Consider the following 18,552-nt stretch of genomic DNA (forward strand, 5'->3'; position numbering starts at 1 on the left):
GAGGATACCGGCTGTGTATCCGGTAAATCGGTGTAAGGAATCTCCGGTGGTTTGGAGGTCCGATGAGCAGAGTTGCGGCTCGCTTTTGGCGTATTTCACAATTATGCGGAATCGACTGTGCACCCTGCACCCTCTTGGCTATCGCGCCCTTCGACAGGCTTGGGGTCGCGCCTCACACCACGAGGCGTGAAGGGTTGCAACGGTCGCAGAGCCCTCATCCTTGGGTGCGTAGTGGAGCGAAGCCCCGAAGTGAGGCCGCTTTTGGCACTCCATCAAAACAAAAAGCTCTCCAAGCCTTGTCCGATCCGAGCGGCGCAACATAAGCATCCATCCGTCTATCCTGTTTGGCTTGGCTAAAGGTTACCTTTATAACTTTCTCGTGGGCATGGCGGCTCATAACACAGAAGTCAAACGCTGGCTCCCCGGCAAGTCGGGAAGATCACTCTGCGCGGTTTCCGCAAGGACCCGTGCTCGCAACAGGCAGCATATCCGGACTGATTTCGACCGGCCGCGCGGTTCAGATTCTGTGCAAACAAAAAGCCGTACAGGTCCGAGGCACCCGCACGGCTTTAATGTCTAGACATCACGGTTATCTAGGTAGAGGAGGACAAACTATGCTGCCCTCCTCAACAAACCGCCTCAACTTGATCAGCTGCAGCCGCTTGTGGCGCCGCAGGTGTCGCATTTGAGGCAGGTGCCGTTGCGGACCATGGTGAAGTTCTGGCACTCCGAGCAACTGTCGCCGGTATAGCCCTGCATGATCGACTTGATGCGCCGGTCGGCCTCGACCTTCTTGGCCGAAGTCTGCGCTTCCGTCTTGGCGCTTGCGGCTTCGGCGGCAGCCTGGTCGGAGAAGAGCTCCGTTGCGTCCGCTTCCTCGGCGAAGCCCTGGGTGGCATTCTCTGCCGATTCCTCATAGTCGCGCTTGAAGGCGGTGGCGCCGTCGGTGACGAGGCCGAGGGCAGGGCGGGCAGCGGTGACTGACGCCTTGGTGGGGGATTTCAATTCCGTCACATTGGAGGCTTTGGCGGGCGTGCTCTTTCCAGCCGGGGCCGCTGCCAATCCCTTGGGTTCACCGACCAGCGCGGGCTTGTAGCCACGGGTCCAGCCAGTGGAGAGGAGATTGGTCTTGCCTTCCTGGATGCCCTTGCCGACCGCCGTATTGGAGAAATCGGTGGTGTCGACATGGGCGAGGTCGTGACGGCCGAGATAGGAGACGGCCAGTTCGCGGAACACATAGTCGAGGATCGACGTCGCGTTCTTGATCGCGTCATTGCCGATGACGATGCCCGCCGGCTCGAATTTGGTGAAGGTGAAGGCCTCCACATATTCCTCCAGCGGCACGCCATATTGCAGGCCGAGCGAGATGGCGATGGCAAAATTGTTCATCATCGCGCGGAAGGCGGCGCCTTCCTTGTGCATGTCGATGAAGATTTCGCCGAGGCGCCCGTCGCCGAACTCGCCGGTACGCAAATAGACCTTGTGGCCGCCGACCACCGCCTTCTGGGTATAGCCCTGGCGGCGATTGGGGAGCTTCTCGCGCTCGCGCACTATCTTCTCGACGATCCGCTCGACGATCTTTTCGGTGACCTGCACGGCGCGGGCCGCGGCGGGAGCCTCGATCAGCGCCTCGACCGCATCGTCCTCGTCTTCCTCATCGTCGGCGATGAGGGCGCTGTTCAGCGGCTGCGACAGCTTCGAGCCGTCGCGATAGAGCGCGTTGGCCTTGAGTGCCAGCTTCCAGGACAGCATATAGGCGTTCTTGCAATCCTCGACGGTCGCCTCGTTCGGCATGTTGATCGTCTTGGAGATCGCGCCGGAGATGAAAGGCTGCGCCGCAGCCATCATGCGGATGTGGCTTTCAACCGAGAGATAGCGCTTGCCGATCTTGCCGCACGGATTGGCGCAATCGAACACCGGATAGTGCTCTTCCTTCAGGAACGGTGCGCCCTCCAGCGTCATCGCGCCGCAGACATGGATGTTCGCGGCCTCGATGTCCTTCTTGGAGAAGCCGAGGGCGGGGAGAAGCTCGAAGGAGAAATCGTCGAGCTGTTCCTGCGTGAAGCCGAACTGCTCCTTCAGCCAGTCGGCGCCGAGCGTCCACTGGTTGAAGACGAACTTGATGTCGAAGGCTGATTTCAGCGCGCCGTTCAGCGCCTCGATCTTCTCATCGGTGAAACCCTTGGCCTTGAGCGTGCCGGGATTGATGGCCGGGGCCTGGTTCAAATTGCCATGGCCGACCGCATAGGCCTCGATCTCGGCGATCTGGCTTTCGGTGTAGCCGAGGGTACGCAGCGCTTCCGGCACGGCGCGGTTGATGATCTTGAAATAGCCGCCGCCGGCGAGCTTCTTGAACTTCACCAGCGCGAAATCGGGTTCGATGCCTGTCGTGTCGCAATCCATGACGAGGCCGATGGTGCCGGTCGGCGCGATGACCGAAACCTGCGCATTGCGATAGCCGTGCTTCTCACCCAGCGTGAGCGCCTTGTCCCAGGCGGCGCGGGCGTGCTCGATCAGCTTCTGGTCCGGGCATTCCGTGGCCTTGAGCGGCACGGGGTTGACGGAGAGGCCTTCATAGCCTTGGCTTTCGCCATGGGCGGCGCGGCGGTGGTTGCGGATGACGCGCAGCATGTTGGCGGCGTTCGGCTCGTAGCCGGGGAAGGTGCCGAGTTCGCCTGCCATTTCGGCTGACGTCGCATAGGAAACGCCGGTCATGACAGCGGTGAGCGCGCCGCCGATGGCGCGGCCTTCATCCGAATCGTAGGGAATGCCCGAAATCATGAGCAGACCGCCAATATTGGCATAGCCGAGACCCAGCGTGCGATATTCATAGGAGAGGCGGGCGATTTCCTTCGACGGGAATTGCGCCATCATCACGGAGATTTCGAGCACGATCGTCCAGAGCCGCACGGTGTGCTCATAGGCTTCGATGTCGAAGGTGCCGTCCGCCTTGCGATAGGTCAGAAGATTGATGGAGGCGAGATTGCAGGCCGTGTCGTCGAGGAACATATATTCCGAGCACGGGTTCGACGCGCGGATGGGGCCGGCGGCGGGGCAGGTGTGCCAGTCGTTCATCGTGGTGTTGAAGTGCAGGCCGGGATCGGCGGACGCCCAGGCGGCATAGCCGATCTTCTCCCAGAGGTCGCGGGCTTTCAGCGTCTTCAGCACCTTGCCGTCCTTGCGGGCGGTGAGATTCCACGTGCCGTCATTCTCCACGGCGCGCAGGAACTCGTCTTTCAGCGAGACGGAGTTGTTGGAGTTCTGGCCGGAGACGGTGAGATAGGCTTCCGAATCCCAATCCGTGTCATAGGTGCGGAACTGGATGTCGGTATAGCCCTGCTTTGCGAACTGGATGACGCGCTTGATGTAGTTTTCCGGAACCTGGTTCCGTTTTGCGGCTTTGATCTCTCGCTTGAGCGCAGGGTTCCTGGTCGGCTCATAGCAATCGCCCCAAGACTCTTCAGAGCCGGCCTCGCAATTGACGCAGGCCTTCATGATGGCGGTCAGGTGCTGCTTGACGATCTTGGAGCCGGTGACGAGGGCGGCGACCTTCTGCTCCTCCTTCACCTTCCAGTCGATATATTCCTCGATATCGGGATGGTCGATATCGACAACCACCATTTTGGCGGCGCGGCGCGTGGTGCCGCCCGACTTGATGGCGCCCGCCGCGCGGTCGCCGATCTTGAGGAAGGACATGAGGCCCGACGACTTGCCGCCGCCCGAGAGCTTTTCGCCTTCGCCGCGCAAATGCGAGAAATTGGAGCCGGTGCCGGAGCCATATTTGAAGAGGCGCGCCTCGCGCACCCAGAGGTCCATGATGCCGCCTTCATTGACGAGGTCGTCCTGGACGGACTGGATGAAGCAGGCATGCGGCTGCGGATGCTCGTAAGCGGATTTGGACTTGGTCAGCTTGCCGGTCTGCCAGTCGACATAATAATGGCCCTGGCCGGGGCCGTCGATGCCATAGGCCCAATGCAGGCCGGTGTTAAACCATTGCGGCGAGTTGGGCGCGACGCGCTGGGTGGCGAGCATATAGGCAAGCTCGTCGCGGAAGGCGAGGGCGTCGGCTTCCGAATCGAAATAGCCGCCCTTCCAGCCCCAATAGGTCCAGGTGCCGGCGAGGCGATCGAAGACCTGCCGCGCGTCCATTTCCGAGCCGTAGCGCTCATCCTCGGGGAGGGCGGCGAGCGCCTCTTCATCGGCCACGGAGCGCCAGAGCCAGGAAGGAATGGCGTTCTCTTCAACCTTCTTGAGGCGCGCGGGGACGCCGGCCTTGCGGAAATATTTCTGCGCCAGCACGTCGGTCGCGACCTGGCTGAACTGGGCGGGCACGTCGATGCCTTCCAGGCGGAACACAACGGAACCGTCGGGATTCCTGATCTCACTCGTAGCCTTGCGGAAAGGGATATCCGCATAGGCCGACTGGTTTTCCTTCGTAAAACGCCGTTCGATCTTCATTGGTCCGATCCATCCTCGTATATATGGCGACTGGCCCGCGTCATTTCACCTGACGCCCGGGACAGCAGCCGCGCGCCGCCGCATTCCGGCCTTGCGTTGCCGCAAAACCAAGCCCCCTTACCGCAAGCCTCAGCCGGCCCTTCCGGGCTTGCTAAACGACTTGCCGCATGATCCCGTTCGAAAAGTCCGCGACTTTCCGGGTCATGCTCTATTTGTCCGCCACCTGATTGTTTTTTGATCCCGCAACCGGGGAGTAATTACTTTATCTGGTGCCTATTGTGAATGCAAACACTAAATCTTGTGTTAACGCACCATCTCCCACCTCTTTAACGGCGGCCTTGGGAAGCCGCCAACCCGCCAGAAACCCGACATGAGAACCCGAACGCAAAATGCGGGAATTTCCACGCATCTTCCGTCGAAAAAGGCTCTGATGTCGGTGAAAAGCCGGCCTTCCACACGCACGGCCACGCCACAACGCAACGCTTGAAAGGCATAAAATGTGACTCGACCCTGTGCGTCAAGGGCTGGTCTGTTTCAAATTTATGAACGCAATATCTTGTGTGTCGCGCGTGTGGATAATGGGGAGAAGGGATGGAAAAAGGGCCTTGTGGCTTGCCTGAAGCGCGAAGGCAACGCGGGGGAAAAGCCCGTTGGTTATTGATTTAGGTTAAACACAGAGTAGGGGGGACGGCCCCATTTTTTGTCCGCCGTCATTCTCGGGCTTGTCCCGAGAATCTGCCATAGGAAAACGGATATGCGATCACTGTCCCGACACAGTAGACCACGGTAGATTCTCGGGACGAGCCCGAGAATGACGCCGAGAGAAACCGTTTCAAGTTCGTTTCTGGCGAACTGCCAGCGAACAGGAAGCGTGCTATTCTGCCGCCATCTGGCTAGACATGCCAAAGCCGCGCAGGATGGTCTTCAGCTCCGGCTCGTCGACGCGTGCCGCCGCCTCCTCGGGGCTCATCCATTCAGCCCGCCGCTCGCCGTATTCGGGATAATCCTGTTCCTGATGCGAGAAGTGGACAGGGAATACATCGACTATAAAGGCGCTATCGGTGTCGTGGGGGATGTCGCTCTTTTCATAGGGGTAACTGCCCACGGTCCGGGTGGCGACGGTGCCGCGTACGCCGGCCTCTTCATAAGCCTCGCGCAATGCGGCCTGCGGCAGCGTCTTGCCCACTTGTGGCCAGCCCTTCGGGATGATCCAGCGGCCCGTGCCCCGGCTGGTGATCAGCAGAACTTCTAGCCGCCCGCTATTGTCACGCCAGACGAGCGCCCCCACTTGCAGCCAGCGGCCGGTAGGCGTTCTCATCCGTTTGTCCGTCGCGACGGTGGTGGCAAGGTCGAAGTGCATGGGAAGTGTCTTTCCATTCATCTCCCCAAGATGGGTCGATTCGCTACGATAGCAACGTGCGAAATGAAAAAACTGCTAAGATTTCGTCGAAAACCCGCTTGTTTGCGGCAAAATACGCAAATTATCCCCGGTGCGACTTGGCGATTGGCTCCTGATAGGTGAATCCCATGTCCCATGGGAAGTAAATCCAAGTATCCTGCGAGACTTCAGTAACGAAAGTGTCGATAAGCGGCCGGCCCAGCGGCTTGGCGTAGACTGTGGCGAAATGCGCCTTCGGCATCATCTCGCGCACCATGGCGGCCGTTTTGCCGGTGTCGGTAAGATCGTCCACTACGAGCACACCTTCGCCGCCATTTTCGAGCAAATTTCCGCCGATGCCCTTCAGAATCTGGAGCTTACCCTGCTCGGAATAGTCGTGGTAGGAGGCGATGCAGACGGTTTCGATGAGACGGATGCCGAGTTCACGGCAAATGATGGCCGCAGGCACCAGCCCGCCGCGAGTGATCGCGACCATGGCGCGCCATTCGCGCTGGATGCCAGAAATGCGCCAAGCGAGCGCGCGCGCGTCGCGGTGAAACTGATCCCAGGAAACGGGAAAGGCTTTTTCGGGCAGGGACATCGGCGCGCACTCCAATTCAGCCGCATGGTCGGGTTGAGAGCGTCCGCATTCTCCCGGCCATGCTTTTTAAGGATGCGCTGCTGTTAAGCGGAAAAAGCCACTCGTTGCAAGCGTCCGCTGCCCGAAACGCCGGGATGTCAACGGGAAACCAGCGTCATCATCGGCATGTCGCTGAGGATGGACCGGGTCACGCCGCCGAAGACGAGCTCCCGCAACCGCGAATGGCTGTAGGCCCCCATGACGAGAAGGTCGATGCCGCTGCCCATCACATATTGCCGGATGGTTTCCTGCACCGATAATCCTTGCGAGCTCAATTGCTTGACCTCCACCTTCGCGCCGTGACGGTCGAGCGCCTCGGCAAGGGCGGTTCCGGCCACCGCATTGATCTTCTGGCTGGAGGCTTCCGGCGGATCGACCCAGATGATCTCGACCGACTTGACGGCGACGAGCAGGGGCAGGGCGTCGAATGCGGCGCGGGCCGCCTCGCGCTTGCCGTTGAAGGCGACGGCGATACGGGAAATCTCCGATGGCGCCGAAAAGGCATAGGGAACGAGAAGCACAGGCCGTCCGCTGTCAAAAACCAGCGTTTCGCTGGTATCATTCGATAGCTCCGGATCGTTGGGGTCAGGCTGACCGGCGATGATAAGGTCGGCGCGGAATGCGCTTTGCAGAATGCCATCCGAACCGTCGCTGCTATTGGCATGGACGATGCGGAATTCATGCGGCAGGTCGTACTGGCGCATTTCGACATCGAACAATTCCTGAAGCTTTTCAGCGTTTTCCTTATGGCGCGCCTCGTGGACCTCGAACATCGTTGCATCGACGAAGCCATTCGGGTCAGCGTAGACGACTGGGGAGGGGATGGCATAGATGCCAATAATATGCGCGCGGTCACTTTTTGCCGCCACAAGGGCTGCCGCGGCGACGATCCGCTTCATCTCGGCGGCGTTGCGCACATAGGCGATAAGCGTCCGGTATCCCATAACGAGCCTCCTTCCGGTCTCCTGCTGCGCATTATGCTGCGTAGACGGGTCCGTCTGGCTGCAAAATGCTTATGGTCCGTTCCGTATAACGCGCAGAAGCCTGCTGCGTTGCACCCAGTCTAGCCCACACCTCGCTTCGTCAGCCTTGAGCCAGCGCAAAGCTGGCGCGTCAGGCGGCCTGCTGGGCTTTCAGCTGTTCGACCATGGCCTCCACGGCGGCAACCGCTGCGGCAAGCTTTTGCTCGTCGCGTGAGCGCACCACCAGTTCGGTAGAGAACCGGCCTTCCTCATAGCGCGGATAAGATCCGATGACCGTATCGGGATGGGCGTGCTGAATGGCGCGCAGCGGCTCGCCGATGACGCCCTCGCCAAAGGGGCATGCGACCGCCCGCGAGATGAGCTTGCTGCCGGTGCGAAGCGTGGGCACCACATTATCAAGCATGGCCTGGAAAATGGAAGGGACGCCGGCCATCACATAGACATTGCCGATGGTGAAACCCGGCGCAACCGAAATGGAATTATCGATATGCTGTGCGCCGCGCGGCATCCGGGCCATGCGCATGCGCGATTCGGTGAACTCGATGTTGCGCGCGGCGTAATGGGCGCCGAGAATCTGCATCGCCATTTGGTCATGCTCGCAGGGAACTCCGAAGGCCTTCGCCACCGCATCGGCCGTGATGTCGTCATGAGTCGGGCCTATGCCGCCGGAGGTGAAGACGTAGTCATAGGTGTTGCGCAGCGCGTTCAGCGCGTCGACAATGCTATCCTCCTCGTCGGGGACGATGCGAACCTCCTTCAGATCGATGCCGATGGTGGTCATGATATCGGCGAGATGGCCGATATTCTTGTCCTTGGTGCGGCCCGACAGAAGCTCGTCGCCTATGGCGAGCATGGCCGCGGTTATCGGCTTTTCCTGATGTCCATCCGACATGGTCTCATTCTCCGTTATCTTTGAAATATGTAAGCCGAAAATGCACCGGTGAACAGTCCGTCACCGATTGAGGCGGTTCCATTCTTTTCCAATTGCGGCACATAAAGAGGGGCCGCGACGGGCCGGCGATTTCGACCGATACGGAGATTTGAGATGGCGAAGATACTCGTGCTTTATTACTCGTCCTGGGGGCATATGGAAGCGATGGCCAAGGCCGCCGCGGAAGGCGCGCGCGAGGCCGGCGCGGACGTGACGATCAAGCGCGTGCCGGAACTTGTGCCGGAAGAGGTGGCGAAAAAGGCTCACTACAAGCTCGACCAGGAAGCGCCTGTGGCCGACCCGCTGGAGCTTGCCGATTATGACGGCATCATTTTTGGCCTTTCGACGCGCTATGGCATGATGCCGGCGCAGATGAAGAATTTCCTCGACCAGACCGGTCCGCTCTGGGTCGAAGGCAAGCTGATCGACAAGACGGCGAGCGTGATGGCTTCGAGCGCGACGCAGCATGGCGGCGCAGAACTGGCGCTCGCTTCGGCTCAAATGTCACTGCAGCACCACGGCATGATCATCGTGCCGCTTTCCTATGCCTATCAGGAGCAGATGGGCAATGATGTGGTGCGGGGCGGCTCGCCCTATGGCATGACCACGACCACCAATGGCGACGGCTCGCGCTTGCCCTCCGAGCAGGAACTGGCGGGCGCGAAATTCCAGGGCAAGCGCTTTGCCGGGATCACCGCAAGGCTGCACGGGTGATAGCACCACTGCGCGCGTCGTTGTGAACACGGCGCGCGCAGCCTGGCCTACTTTCCGATGATGTTTGCCGCCGGGTTAGCGTGCGTATGTTCGAGACTCGCCGCGGGTGCCTGCGGATCGACGTAATAGAGGTTCAGAAACAGGAAGAAACCGACGCCGGCGACAAACAGCAGGATAATTGCAATAATGAAGATACGCATCGCTTGGCCTTTCTGCGCCAGCGCGGGGTAGCGGTGCGGCGGAGGCGGTTGGGAACGAGGGATGAAAACGCTTGTTCCAGCCGTTTGTTCCGCATCGCTTGGATCGCAACCGCACTGCCAGGCCCGCAATGGCCGATAAAAGCGTTGCTATGAACCGAACTGCTCGATCACTTCAGCAAGATCGACATGGCCTTTGCAGGATCCGTTGCCCGGCTGCATCTCTCCATTCTCCTGCGTGAGCGCATGGATGACGGCGGGGTCGGCCTCGATCCGCGCCCGCAGCGCGTGGAGCTTCGGCCAGCGTTGCTGGTCGGCGACTTCGTGGAAATCCAGCCAGCGCGCGACGCCAATGAGGATACCGTCTGCAAGCGTGGGACGATCCGCGACGATGAATTTCGTATCGCCGATCATTTCCTCCAGCCGGTCGTGGCGCTCGATCACCCGCTCGCAGCCCCACTCGCGCAGCATCGCCTGCATGGCGGGGTTGGGCGGGGTCATTTCCAGCGCAAACCAGAGCGGGTAGAACGCGCCCGTGAAGCCGGTGTTGATGAAAGCCATCAACTGATGCATCCGGTCCGCCTCGCGCGATAGCGGGTCGAAGCTGATCCGCCGCTCCGTATCACGCGCTTCAAGCCAGGCGGCTATTGCCATGGTCTCGGTCACGACATCGCCCTTGTCGGTAATGAGGGCGGGCGTTTCGACGCGCGGATTGATCCGCCTGTAGGATGGCTCGCGCATCTCGCCGAGCATATCGACCCGGCAGAGCCGGTAAGGCTGCCCCAGCCATTCCATTGCTGCGACAAGTCCCATGGAGCTTCCCGCCGGGAAGCCATATATAAGGATAGGGTCCATTGATTTGGTTCTCCGTGAGTTTTGAACATCACGCTGCGCAGCGGGGCGGACATTAGCGGCCCGGACGCCCAAGTAAATTACGCACCTTTTTGTTACCATGGAGCGGCTTATGAAAGACCTCGTCTCCCGTTGCCCGATCGAGGAAGTGATGCAGATACTGAACGGCCGCTGGCCGACGCTGCTGATCTATTATCTGCAGGAGGGGCCGAAGCGTTTCAGCGATCTGCGGAGGGATAATCCGACGATTTCGCACAAGATGCTGACGCTCGAACTGCGCAAGCTGGAGGAGGCGGGCATTGTCCGGCGCGCCGAGTTCGATGGCTATCCGCTGCGTGTGGAATATGATCTGACGCCCGCCGGAGAAAGGCTGGTGCCGTTGCTCAACGCTCTGGGCGACTGGTGGGAGGAGACCGATGGCGAGGAGCGGCAAGCAACCTTTACCACGCACGAGCGTGACGCCAACACAGAACACGCCGCGTCGATCGCGGGCGAGTAATCGCGCTCCCGATTGACAGTGCGGCGGCCTTTTTCGCGCTGAGAAAACGCGACAGAGTGTCAAACGCAACCCGCCGGCCTCGCGCTTCGGCTTCTCGACGGAGCATTCGATCTTCATGGCCCCGCGCCAGCCGGGTTGGATCAGGGATGAGCAAGGGCGCAAGAGCTGGCCGGTGGACAATACAAGATGGAAGGACCTCGCCGGACGAACTGGCTGGCGGATGGCGTGCTGAAATATCCATCGCACGGTCGGCACGACGTTGAATCGGCTCATCCGCAACGGTTTCACCATCGGGCATGTTGAGGAGTTCGGCCCGAGTGAAGCCCAGATCGCCGCGCAGCCGGAACTCGCAGAAGAGCGGGAGCAGCCCATGTTCCTGCTCGTTGCGGCGGAACGGGCCTGAAGCAGGCCTTAATCTGAAGCAGAAGGGGAAATGAGCCGTTTCGCATAACAGAGAAGGGTGGTCACGCTCATCCGACGACACGCCAAAACCTGCGGAACCGCCAACTACCCGTTGCGTTCACCTCTGACCAAGACGGAGAGAAATCATGGGAAAAAAACGCAAAGCGATTCCGAAGCGGATAGGTGGGTTTAAAGTGCCGAAGGCCCTGCGGCGTTCGAAAATGCTGCGCGCCCTGCTTGGCACTTCAACGGGCCGCAACCTGCTGGCCAGTGCCCTGACTGCGGGTGCCGCTGCCGCTGCCGCCGCCCTTGTGGAGGAACGGCATGAAATTGCCAAGGCCGGCAAAAAGGGACTGAAAAAGAGCGGCAAGTCGATGGCCATTGCTACGAAGGCCATACAGAGCGCAGCGGATGCTGCTATCGAGGTAATAGGCAACACCGCTCACTCGCTGCTGCCCGAGGAGGCGTCCAAAGAAAAAAAGCTCGACGCCGGCGGGGCCGTGATAAGGCATTAAGCCTTGAGCGCACGGATTCTTTGCCGGAAACGAGGAGCGGTCTTCCCGATCTCCTGGAGAAAAGCCTCGTCAGCGATACAGGCAATTCAGCCTTCGCCCGCATGAAGGCGGCGGGCAAGTTACGCGCCATCGGAGTGCTTGTGCGGAAGCATCCGAGGGCCGTGTTCGATGCGCTCTCGGCAGGTATCTGGCAAGCCGGCCGTGTCGGGGTGGACGAATTGCTCTCCGCCGTGGTTTCCAACCGTCGCCAGACAGAGCGCCAGCCGGATCCGATAGATGGTGCGGACGGCGGGGGTCGAACCCGCACGGGCAAGCCCGAGGGATTTTAAGTCCCTTGCGTCTACCAGTTTCGCCACGTCCGCGTATCTTTTCAATCAAGCACTTAAGCGAGACAGTCAAGAGATTGTTTTGCAGCTTCACCTTGCATTCTACAAAGCGTTCTTAATCTCCAGAGCCCACTGGGGAGAGTTCAATCCTCCACGAAAATCTCCTCGCGCTTGCGGTTGATGCTGGGCAGGAGCACGACGATCAGAACGATAAGCGCCAGCAGGAGCAGGCCTGCGCTGATGGGCCTCGTGATGAAGATCGTGGGGTCACCGCGCGAGATGATCATGGCGCGGCGCAAATGCTCCTCGATCAGCGGCCCCAGCACGAAGCCGAGCAGCAGCGGGGCCGGCTCGCAATGTAGCTTCACAAGGACGTAGCCGATGAGTCCGAAGAAGGCGACCGTATAGAGGTCGAACACGTTGGAATTGACGCTGTAGACCCCGATGGACGAGAAGGCGAGGATGATCGGGAACAGCACGTAATAGGGGATCGTCAGCAGCTTCACCCAGAGGCCGATGAGCGGCAGGTTCAATACGATCAGCATCAGATTGCCGATCCACATCGAGGCGATGATGCCCCAGAACAGCGCGGGTTGCTCGGTTGCCACGTTGGGGCCGGGTACGATGCCCTGGATGATCATCGCCCCGATCATGAGGGCCATGACGGGATTTGCGGGAATGCCCAGGGTCAGCATGGGGATAAAGGAGGTCTGCGCACCCGCATTGTTGGCCGATTCCGGCCCCGCGACCCCCTCGATCGCCCCCTTGCCGAAGGTTTGGGGGGTCTTCGAGACGCGCTTTTCCACCGTATAGGAGGCGAAGGAAGCGAGGATCGCGCCGCCGCCGGGGAGAATGCCGAGGGCTGAGCCAAGCACCGTGCCGCGCAGGATCGGCGCGAACATGCGCTTGAAATCCTCCTTGGTCGGCATCAGGCCGGTGACTCTCTTGACCATCACCGAGCGCTCATGCTCGTTTTCGAGATTGCGCAGGATTTCGGCGACGCCGAAGACGCCCACCGCCACGGCGACGAAATTGAGGCCGTCGGAGAGGTCGCGCATGCCGAGGATGAAGCGGGGCGTGCCGGTATAAATGTCGGTGCCGACGAGGCCGAGCAGGAGGCCCAGCACGACCATGGCCAGCGCCTTGATGACAGAGCCATGGGCGAGCGCGATGGACATGATGAGGCCGACGACCATTAACGAGAAATATTCCGCCGAGCCGAATTCGAGCGCGACAGCGGTCAGTGGCGGGGCGAAGATGGCGACGAGGAAGGTCGAGACGGTGCCGGCGAAGAAGGAGCCGATGGCGGCGGTGGCGAGCGCTACCCCGGCCCGTCCGTTGCGGGCCATCTGATAGCCGTCGATAGCGGTGACGGCGGAGGAGGATTCGCCCGGCATGTTGATGAGGATCGCCGTGGTCGAGCCGCCATATTGCGCGCCGTAATAGATGCCCGCCAGCATGATGAGCGCCGATACCGGCTCCAGCTGGAAGGTGATCGGCAGCAGCATGGCGATGGTCGCCGTCGCCCCGATGCCTGGAAGCACGCCGATGAGCGTACCGAGCAGTACGCCGATCAGGCAGAAGAGCAGGTTCCACGGCGTGGCGGCGGTGGCGAAGCCGAGGGCGAGGTTGTGGAAGAGTTCCATGCGTATTTAACCACTGATCCACGGGCCGAAACGGCGGAAGGGCAGGCCCAGCGCATAGCTGAACACGATGACGGAAAAGAGCGTTAGGCCTGCAACGAGAATGAGGGCGAAGCCCGGCTTCATCCGGCTGGAGGCGAAGGCGGCGATGAGCCCGGTCAGGAACACGGCGGGCACGAAGCCAAGGCCACGGATCGTCAAGCCGAAAATGATGGGAGCGGGGAGGATGAACAGCATCCCGCGCCAGGCGATAGGCCCGATGGGCTCGGCCTTATATCGCGTCGCCTGCACGAGGATGACGAGGCCAAGGACGATCAGCAGCCCCGACAGGACCAGCGGGAAATAGCCCGGGCCCATCCGGAACGCTGTTCCGAGTTCCAGCCCCAGCGCCTGCATGGCAAAAAAGGCGCCCAGCGCGATGAAGATCGCGGCGCACAGACCGTCACGGGCGTTGATGGCGATCGGTTTCATACTTGGCCTCATTAGCTCGACACTTCCCTCCCCCTTGCGGGGAGGGTGGCCCGAAGGGTCGGGTGGGGGTGGTGACGTTTACACCATGGTCTCCAGCAGAGGCGCAAACGTCACCACCCCCATCCGCCCGCTGACGCGGGCACCTTCCCCACAAGGGGGAAGGAGGGCGTTGGTGCTAATCCGCGTACTGCCCCGCGCCGTCGATCACCGGCTTCCACCGAGCGACTTCGGTTTCCAGCTTGGCTTTCAGCCCCTCCGGCGTCGCCTCCGCTTCTGTGGCGGGGAGGGTGCCGAGTTCGGCGAAGCGGGCGACGACGTTCTGGTCCTTCAGCGCCTTCTGCAGCGAGACGGAAAGCTTCTTCGTCACGTCATCAGGGGTGCCCTTCGGCGCGTAGATGCCGTGCCAGATGCCGACCGTGAAATCGGGAAGGCCGGCTTCCGACGCGGGCGGCAGATCGGGCAGCACGTCGAGCTTCTTAGGCGAAGTGACGGCATAGGCCTTGATGGTGCCGGCCTGGATCTGCTTCGTCGTGTTGGTGGTCTGGTCGCACATCATGTCGACCTGCCCGCCGAGAAGGTCCGTCATCGCCGGGCCGGTGCCCTTGTAGGGAACGGTGACGAGCTGCGTCTTGATCGCGTTCATGAACATCATGCCGCACAGATGCGAGGCCGCGCCGATACCGGCATTGGCGAGCGTCACCTTGTCGGCGTTGGCCTTCACATAGTCGATGAGGCCCTTCAAATCCTTTGGCTCGAAATCCTTCTTCGCGACGATGGTCATCGGCACGTCGGTGACAAGGCCGACATAATCGAAGGCGTTGAGCGTGTCATAGGGCAGCTTGCGATAGAGTGTGGCGCTGGTCGCCATGCCGATGTGGTGAAGCAGCAGGGTGTAGCCGTCGGGGTCGGCCTTGGCCACGCGCGCCGCACCGAGCGTACCGCCCGCGCCGCCGACATTCTCCACGATGATCTGCCGGCCGAGATCCTTCGACATGGCCTCGGCGACAAGCCGCGTCACAGTGTCCGTGGGGCCGCCCGCCGAGAACGGCACCACCATGGTGATGTTGCGCTGCGGATAATCCTGCGCGCCCGCTGCCGATGCGGCGACGGTGAAAGCCGCGGCTGCCGCCACGGCTGTGAATAGATTCTTCATGCTGTCCTCCCCAGATAAGCCTGGGCCTTGGCGATTCTCCTCCCGCCAAAAGCTCAGGCACATGGGTTGATATCGAACGGGAGAGGGCGGCAAGTGTCAAGGGGAAACGCCACCGGCATTTTCTTTCTTTCCACCATAGTATAAGCCCGATCCTTTATTATTCGTCGGATTTGGCGAAGTTCCGCACCATAGGAGGCACCCTTGCCCGCAGCCAGCAAAACGTCCGCCGCGACGACGAGACAGCAGCCGAAACCATGGGTCGAGGCGGCGCCGCTGCTTGTTGACGTGGCGATGGGGCGCAAGCATGCCGATCTCGTTGTGCGCAACGGGCGCCTGGTCAGTGTCTACTCGGGCGAGATCGTCGCCGGCATCGACATTGCCATCGCCGCGGGGCGCTTCGCCTATGTCGGCCATGACGCGGCGCATTGCATCGGCCCGACGACCAAGGTGGTGGATGCCGAGGGGCGCTATCTCGTGCCGGGGCTTTGCGATGCGCATATGCATGTGGAAAGCGGAATGGTGACGGTGACCGAATTCACCCGCGCCGTCATCCCGCACGGCACTACTTCCATGTTCATCGATCCGCATGAGATCGCCAATGTGCTGGGGCTTGAGGGCGTGCGGCTGATGCATGACGAGGCGCTGGCCATGCCGATCAACGTCAAGGTGCAGATGCCGAGCTGCGTTCCCTCCGCGCCGGGGCTGGAAAATGCCGGGGCGTCCATCGGGGCGGCGGAAGTCGCGGAGGCGATGACATGGCCCAACATCATTGGGCTCGGCGAGGTGATGAATTTCCCCGGCGTTGCGGGAAATGACCCGACCATGCGCGGCGTGATCGATGCGACCGCCAGCGCGGGCAAGACCGTGGGCGGGCACTATGCCTCGCCGGAGCTTGGCCGCGCCTTCCATGGCTATGTCGCCGGCGGGCCGGAGGACGATCACGAAGGCACGCGGGTGGAGGACGCCATTGCGCGCGTCCGGCAGGGCATGCGGGCGATGCTGCGGCTCGGCTCGGCCTGGTATGACGTGGCGAGCCAGATCAAGGCGATTACGGAGCAGGGGCTCGATCCGCGCAATTTCATCCTGTGCACCGACGACAGCCATTCCGGCACGCTGGTTAATGAGGGGCATATGGACCGGGTGGTGCGCCACGCGATCCGGCAAGGGATGAAGCCAGTGACGGCGATCCAGATGGCGACACTCAACACCGCCCAGCATTTCCGCATGGAGCGGGAGATCGGATCGATCACGCCGGGACGGCTGGCGGATTTCCTCATCGTCTCCGATTTGCCGGCGCTCACCATCGAGCGGGTCTATGGGCGCGGCGTGCTGCTGGCTGAGAAGGGCAAGCTTCTGGCGAATATTCCGGCCTATGACTATCCGGCAAAGGCCAAGAACACGGTGAAGCTCGGGCGCAAGCTTTCTGCGGAGGATTTCGATATCGCCGCGCCCAAGCCAGGCAAAACAGTCACGGCGCGCGTTATAGGCGTCATCGAGAATCAAGCGCCGACGCGGGCGCTCGAGGCGGAGCTTCCCGTCATGGACGGGATCGTGCAGATGGACCGGCGCAACGATGTCTGCCAGATCGCGCTGGTCGAGCGGCATCGGGGAACGGGCGCGGTCGTCAACGGCTTCGTTTCGGGCTTCGGCTATACGCTCGACTGCGCTCTCGCCTCGACCGTGGCGCATGACAGCCATCACATGATCGTCGTCGGCACCAACAAGGACGACATGGCCAAGGCCGCCAACCGGCTGGGTGAGGTGGGCGGCGGGGTCGTGCTCTTCTCCAAGGGCCGCGAATTGGCGCTGGTGGAGATGCCGATCGCGGGCTTGATGTCGGATGAGCGGGCCGAGAAGGTGGCCGCCAAGGCCGACAAGCTCGTCAACGCCATGCGGGCGATGGGCTGCACGCTCAACAACGCCTATATGCAGCATTCGCTGCTGGCGCTGGTGGTGATACCGGAATTGCGCATATCGGATATCGGCCTTATCGATGTCCGCACCTTCGAGAAAGTAGACCTCTTCCCATGACCGGTTTCACCAAAAGCGTAGAGCGCGCCACGGCGAAAATGCGCGCGCTGTTCCCCGAGACGCCGCTGCAAATCAACGATTACCTCTCCCGCAAATATGGCGCGGAAATCTGGCTGAAGCGCGAGGATCTCTCGCCCGTGCGCTCCTACAAGATCCGCGGCGCGTTCAATTTCATTTCCGCCGCGATCGAGGATTGCCCTGACGACACGGTCTTCGTTTGCGCCTCCGCCGGTAATCATGCGCAGGGCTTCGCCTTCGTCTGCCGCCATTTCGGACGGCGCGGCGTGGTGTTCATGCCGGTGACGACACCGCAGCAGAAGATCGACAAGACGCGCGCCTTCGGCGGCGATTTCATCGAAATCCGGCTGTTCGGCGATATTTTCGATGCCTGCTATGTCGCCGCGCAGGCCCATGTCGCCGAAACCGGCGCAATGATGGTGCCGCCATTCGATCATGCCGAAATCATCGAGGGGCAGGCGACGGTGGCGCATGAGATTCGCAATCAATTGCCCGATGGCAAGGAGCCGGATTTGATGATCCTGCCGGTGGGCGGCGGCGGGCTTTCGGCGGGCGTCACGCGCTATCTTGACGATCTCGGCTGGAAGACGCGCTTCCGCTTCGTGGAGCCGAAGGGCGCGCCGAGCCTCAGGCAAAGTCTGGAAGCCGGCAAGCGCGTGAAGCTTGCCCGCGTCGATAATTTTGTCGATGGCGCGGCGGTGGCCGAAATCGGCAAGGAAAATTTCAGGCTTCTCAAAGGGTTCGATCCGGAATCTGTGATTTTGATTCCGGAAAACCGCCTCTGCGGCACCATTGTCGAGATGCTGAATATCGAGGGCGTGGTGCTGGAGCCGGCGGGCGCGCTCGCCATCGACGCGCTCAAGGATTTCAAAAAGAGCGAGCTCAAGGGCAAGCGCATCGTCCTGGTGGTTTCGGGCGGCAATTTCGATTTCGAGCGCCTGCCTGACGTAAAGGAGAGGGCGCTGCGCCACGAGGGGCTGAAGAAATATTTCATCTTCCGCTTTCCCCAGCGGCCCGGCGCGCTGCGCTCCTTCCTCGACCTCCTGGGCCCCGACGACGACATCGCCCGCTTCGAGTACTTAAAGAAATCGGCGCGCAATTTCGGTTCGGTGCTCATTGGCATCGAAACGAAGGACCCTAATAATTTCAGCATTCTCAACCAGCGCTTCGAGGAGGCCGGCTGGTCCTATCAGGACGTGACGGAGGACGAAGTGCTGGCGGATTTCATTATTTGAGTAAGATAGTGAGTAGTGGGGTAGAACCTCTCTATCTCACTACTCACTATTCCCTACTCACTATTATTCATTTGCATTTCCCGTCGAATACCTCCATATGACGAAG

Annotated in this window: 16 protein-coding genes and 1 tRNA gene; 6 read left to right on the forward strand and 11 right to left on the reverse strand. The window is 61.1% G+C overall.

Annotation, left to right across the window (positions count from 1 at the left end):
* Positions 1 to 648: 648 nt before the first annotated feature.
* The 5 genes from IEX53_RS03405 to IEX53_RS03425 form a co-directional block, all read right to left on the reverse strand.
* Positions 649 to 4,458, reverse strand: a complete 3,810-nt coding sequence (locus IEX53_RS03405) for a vitamin B12-dependent ribonucleotide reductase (protein ID WP_188821450.1) — start codon at positions 4,456 to 4,458, stop codon at positions 649 to 651.
* A gap of 874 nt (positions 4,459 to 5,332) precedes the next feature.
* A complete protein-coding gene (locus IEX53_RS03410; protein WP_188821452.1) occupies positions 5,333 to 5,818 on the reverse strand; it encodes an NUDIX hydrolase in 486 nt (161 codons plus the stop codon).
* 121 nt (positions 5,819 to 5,939) lie between these two features.
* A complete protein-coding gene (gpt, locus tag IEX53_RS03415; RefSeq protein WP_188821454.1) occupies positions 5,940 to 6,437 on the reverse strand; it encodes a xanthine phosphoribosyltransferase in 498 nt (165 codons plus the stop codon).
* A 137-nt stretch (positions 6,438 to 6,574) separates the two neighbouring features.
* Complete coding sequence (locus IEX53_RS03420) at positions 6,575 to 7,420, reverse strand: universal stress protein (protein WP_188821456.1); 846 nt, start codon at positions 7,418 to 7,420, stop codon at positions 6,575 to 6,577.
* Between the two features lie 169 nt (positions 7,421 to 7,589).
* Positions 7,590 to 8,351: a competence/damage-inducible protein A gene (locus IEX53_RS03425; protein WP_236016011.1), complete on the reverse strand. Its 762-nt coding sequence runs from the start codon at positions 8,349 to 8,351 to the stop codon at positions 7,590 to 7,592.
* A gap of 153 nt (positions 8,352 to 8,504) precedes the next feature.
* Here IEX53_RS03425 and wrbA point away from each other — a divergent pair, with 153 nt between their 5' ends.
* Positions 8,505 to 9,104: an NAD(P)H:quinone oxidoreductase gene (wrbA, locus tag IEX53_RS03430; protein WP_188821458.1), complete on the forward strand. Its 600-nt coding sequence runs from the start codon at positions 8,505 to 8,507 to the stop codon at positions 9,102 to 9,104.
* A 47-nt stretch (positions 9,105 to 9,151) separates the two neighbouring features.
* Here wrbA and IEX53_RS03435 read toward each other — a convergent pair whose 3' ends face one another.
* Together IEX53_RS03435 and IEX53_RS03440 are read right to left on the reverse strand one after the other, a co-directional pair.
* A complete protein-coding gene (locus IEX53_RS03435) occupies positions 9,152 to 9,304 on the reverse strand; it encodes a hypothetical protein (RefSeq protein WP_188821460.1) in 153 nt (50 codons plus the stop codon).
* 147 nt (positions 9,305 to 9,451) lie between these two features.
* Positions 9,452 to 10,156: a glutathione S-transferase family protein gene (locus IEX53_RS03440; RefSeq protein WP_188821462.1), complete on the reverse strand. Its 705-nt coding sequence runs from the start codon at positions 10,154 to 10,156 to the stop codon at positions 9,452 to 9,454.
* Positions 10,157 to 10,265: 109 nt separating this feature from the next.
* On the opposite strand from IEX53_RS03440, the gene IEX53_RS03445 reads away from it, so the two are divergent.
* The 3 genes from IEX53_RS03445 (at position 10,266) to IEX53_RS03455 (ending at position 11,569) form a co-directional block, all read left to right on the forward strand.
* Positions 10,266 to 10,652 (forward strand): winged helix-turn-helix transcriptional regulator, encoded by a 387-nt coding sequence (locus IEX53_RS03445; RefSeq protein ID WP_236016012.1) that lies wholly within the window; start codon positions 10,266 to 10,268, stop codon positions 10,650 to 10,652.
* A gap of 259 nt (positions 10,653 to 10,911) precedes the next feature.
* Entirely contained in the window at positions 10,912 to 11,055 is a 144-nt protein-coding gene (locus tag IEX53_RS24325) for a hypothetical protein (RefSeq protein WP_210311617.1), read from the forward strand.
* Between the two features lie 145 nt (positions 11,056 to 11,200).
* Positions 11,201 to 11,569: a hypothetical protein gene (locus tag IEX53_RS03455; protein WP_188821464.1), complete on the forward strand. Its 369-nt coding sequence runs from the start codon at positions 11,201 to 11,203 to the stop codon at positions 11,567 to 11,569.
* Positions 11,570 to 11,846: 277 nt separating this feature from the next.
* On the opposite strand, the gene IEX53_RS03460 is transcribed toward IEX53_RS03455, so the two are convergent.
* The 4 genes from IEX53_RS03460 to IEX53_RS03475 form a co-directional block, all read right to left on the reverse strand.
* Positions 11,847 to 11,931, reverse strand: a tRNA-Leu gene (locus IEX53_RS03460).
* Between the two features lie 107 nt (positions 11,932 to 12,038).
* Positions 12,039 to 13,541 (reverse strand): tripartite tricarboxylate transporter permease, encoded by a 1,503-nt coding sequence (locus IEX53_RS03465; protein WP_188821466.1) that lies wholly within the window; start codon positions 13,539 to 13,541, stop codon positions 12,039 to 12,041.
* A 6-nt stretch (positions 13,542 to 13,547) separates the two neighbouring features.
* A complete protein-coding gene (locus tag IEX53_RS03470) occupies positions 13,548 to 14,009 on the reverse strand; it encodes a tripartite tricarboxylate transporter TctB family protein (RefSeq protein WP_188821468.1) in 462 nt (153 codons plus the stop codon).
* A gap of 175 nt (positions 14,010 to 14,184) precedes the next feature.
* Positions 14,185 to 15,162 (reverse strand): tripartite tricarboxylate transporter substrate-binding protein, encoded by a 978-nt coding sequence (locus IEX53_RS03475; RefSeq protein WP_188821471.1) that lies wholly within the window; start codon positions 15,160 to 15,162, stop codon positions 14,185 to 14,187.
* 291 nt (positions 15,163 to 15,453) lie between these two features.
* Between IEX53_RS03475 and ade the strand changes: the two genes are divergently transcribed.
* Both ade and ilvA read left to right on the forward strand, forming a co-directional pair.
* The gene (gene ade / locus IEX53_RS03480) at positions 15,454 to 17,193 is read left to right on the forward strand and encodes an adenine deaminase (RefSeq protein WP_236016033.1); all 1,740 of its coding nucleotides are present in this window, start codon (positions 15,454 to 15,456) and stop codon (positions 17,191 to 17,193) included.
* Complete coding sequence (gene ilvA, locus IEX53_RS03485; RefSeq protein WP_188821475.1) at positions 17,190 to 18,446, forward strand: threonine ammonia-lyase IlvA; 1,257 nt, start codon at positions 17,190 to 17,192, stop codon at positions 18,444 to 18,446. Before ade ends, ilvA begins: the two co-directional genes overlap by 4 nt.
* The last annotated feature ends 106 nt before the right edge of the window (positions 18,447 to 18,552 follow it).

This window comes from Paramesorhizobium endophyticum (assembly GCF_014640615.1).
Taxonomy (GTDB): Bacteria; Pseudomonadota; Alphaproteobacteria; order Rhizobiales; family Rhizobiaceae; genus Paramesorhizobium; species Paramesorhizobium endophyticum.

Coding starts and splice junctions, on each gene's coding strand:
- IEX53_RS03405 (WP_188821450.1), bottom strand. CDS start 4,458: ATGAAGATCGAACGGCGTTTTACGAAGGAAAACCAGTCGGCCTATGCG.
- IEX53_RS03410 (WP_188821452.1), bottom strand. CDS start 5,818: ATGCACTTCGACCTTGCCACCACCGTCGCGACGGACAAACGGATGAGA.
- gpt (WP_188821454.1), bottom strand. CDS start 6,437: ATGTCCCTGCCCGAAAAAGCCTTTCCCGTTTCCTGGGATCAGTTTCAC.
- IEX53_RS03420 (WP_188821456.1), bottom strand. CDS start 7,420: ATGGGATACCGGACGCTTATCGCCTATGTGCGCAACGCCGCCGAGATG.
- IEX53_RS03425 (WP_236016011.1), bottom strand. CDS start 8,351: ATGTCGGATGGACATCAGGAAAAGCCGATAACCGCGGCCATGCTCGCC.
- wrbA (WP_188821458.1), top strand. CDS start 8,505: ATGGCGAAGATACTCGTGCTTTATTACTCGTCCTGGGGGCATATGGAA.
- IEX53_RS03435 (WP_188821460.1), bottom strand. CDS start 9,304: ATGCGTATCTTCATTATTGCAATTATCCTGCTGTTTGTCGCCGGCGTC.
- IEX53_RS03440 (WP_188821462.1), bottom strand. CDS start 10,156: ATGGACCCTATCCTTATATATGGCTTCCCGGCGGGAAGCTCCATGGGA.
- IEX53_RS03445 (WP_236016012.1), top strand. CDS start 10,266: ATGAAAGACCTCGTCTCCCGTTGCCCGATCGAGGAAGTGATGCAGATA.
- IEX53_RS03455 (WP_188821464.1), top strand. CDS start 11,201: ATGGGAAAAAAACGCAAAGCGATTCCGAAGCGGATAGGTGGGTTTAAA.
- IEX53_RS03465 (WP_188821466.1), bottom strand. CDS start 13,541: ATGGAACTCTTCCACAACCTCGCCCTCGGCTTCGCCACCGCCGCCACG.
- IEX53_RS03470 (WP_188821468.1), bottom strand. CDS start 14,009: ATGAAACCGATCGCCATCAACGCCCGTGACGGTCTGTGCGCCGCGATC.
- IEX53_RS03475 (WP_188821471.1), bottom strand. CDS start 15,162: ATGAAGAATCTATTCACAGCCGTGGCGGCAGCCGCGGCTTTCACCGTC.
- ade (WP_236016033.1), top strand. CDS start 15,454: ATGGGGCGCAAGCATGCCGATCTCGTTGTGCGCAACGGGCGCCTGGTC.
- ilvA (WP_188821475.1), top strand. CDS start 17,190: ATGACCGGTTTCACCAAAAGCGTAGAGCGCGCCACGGCGAAAATGCGC.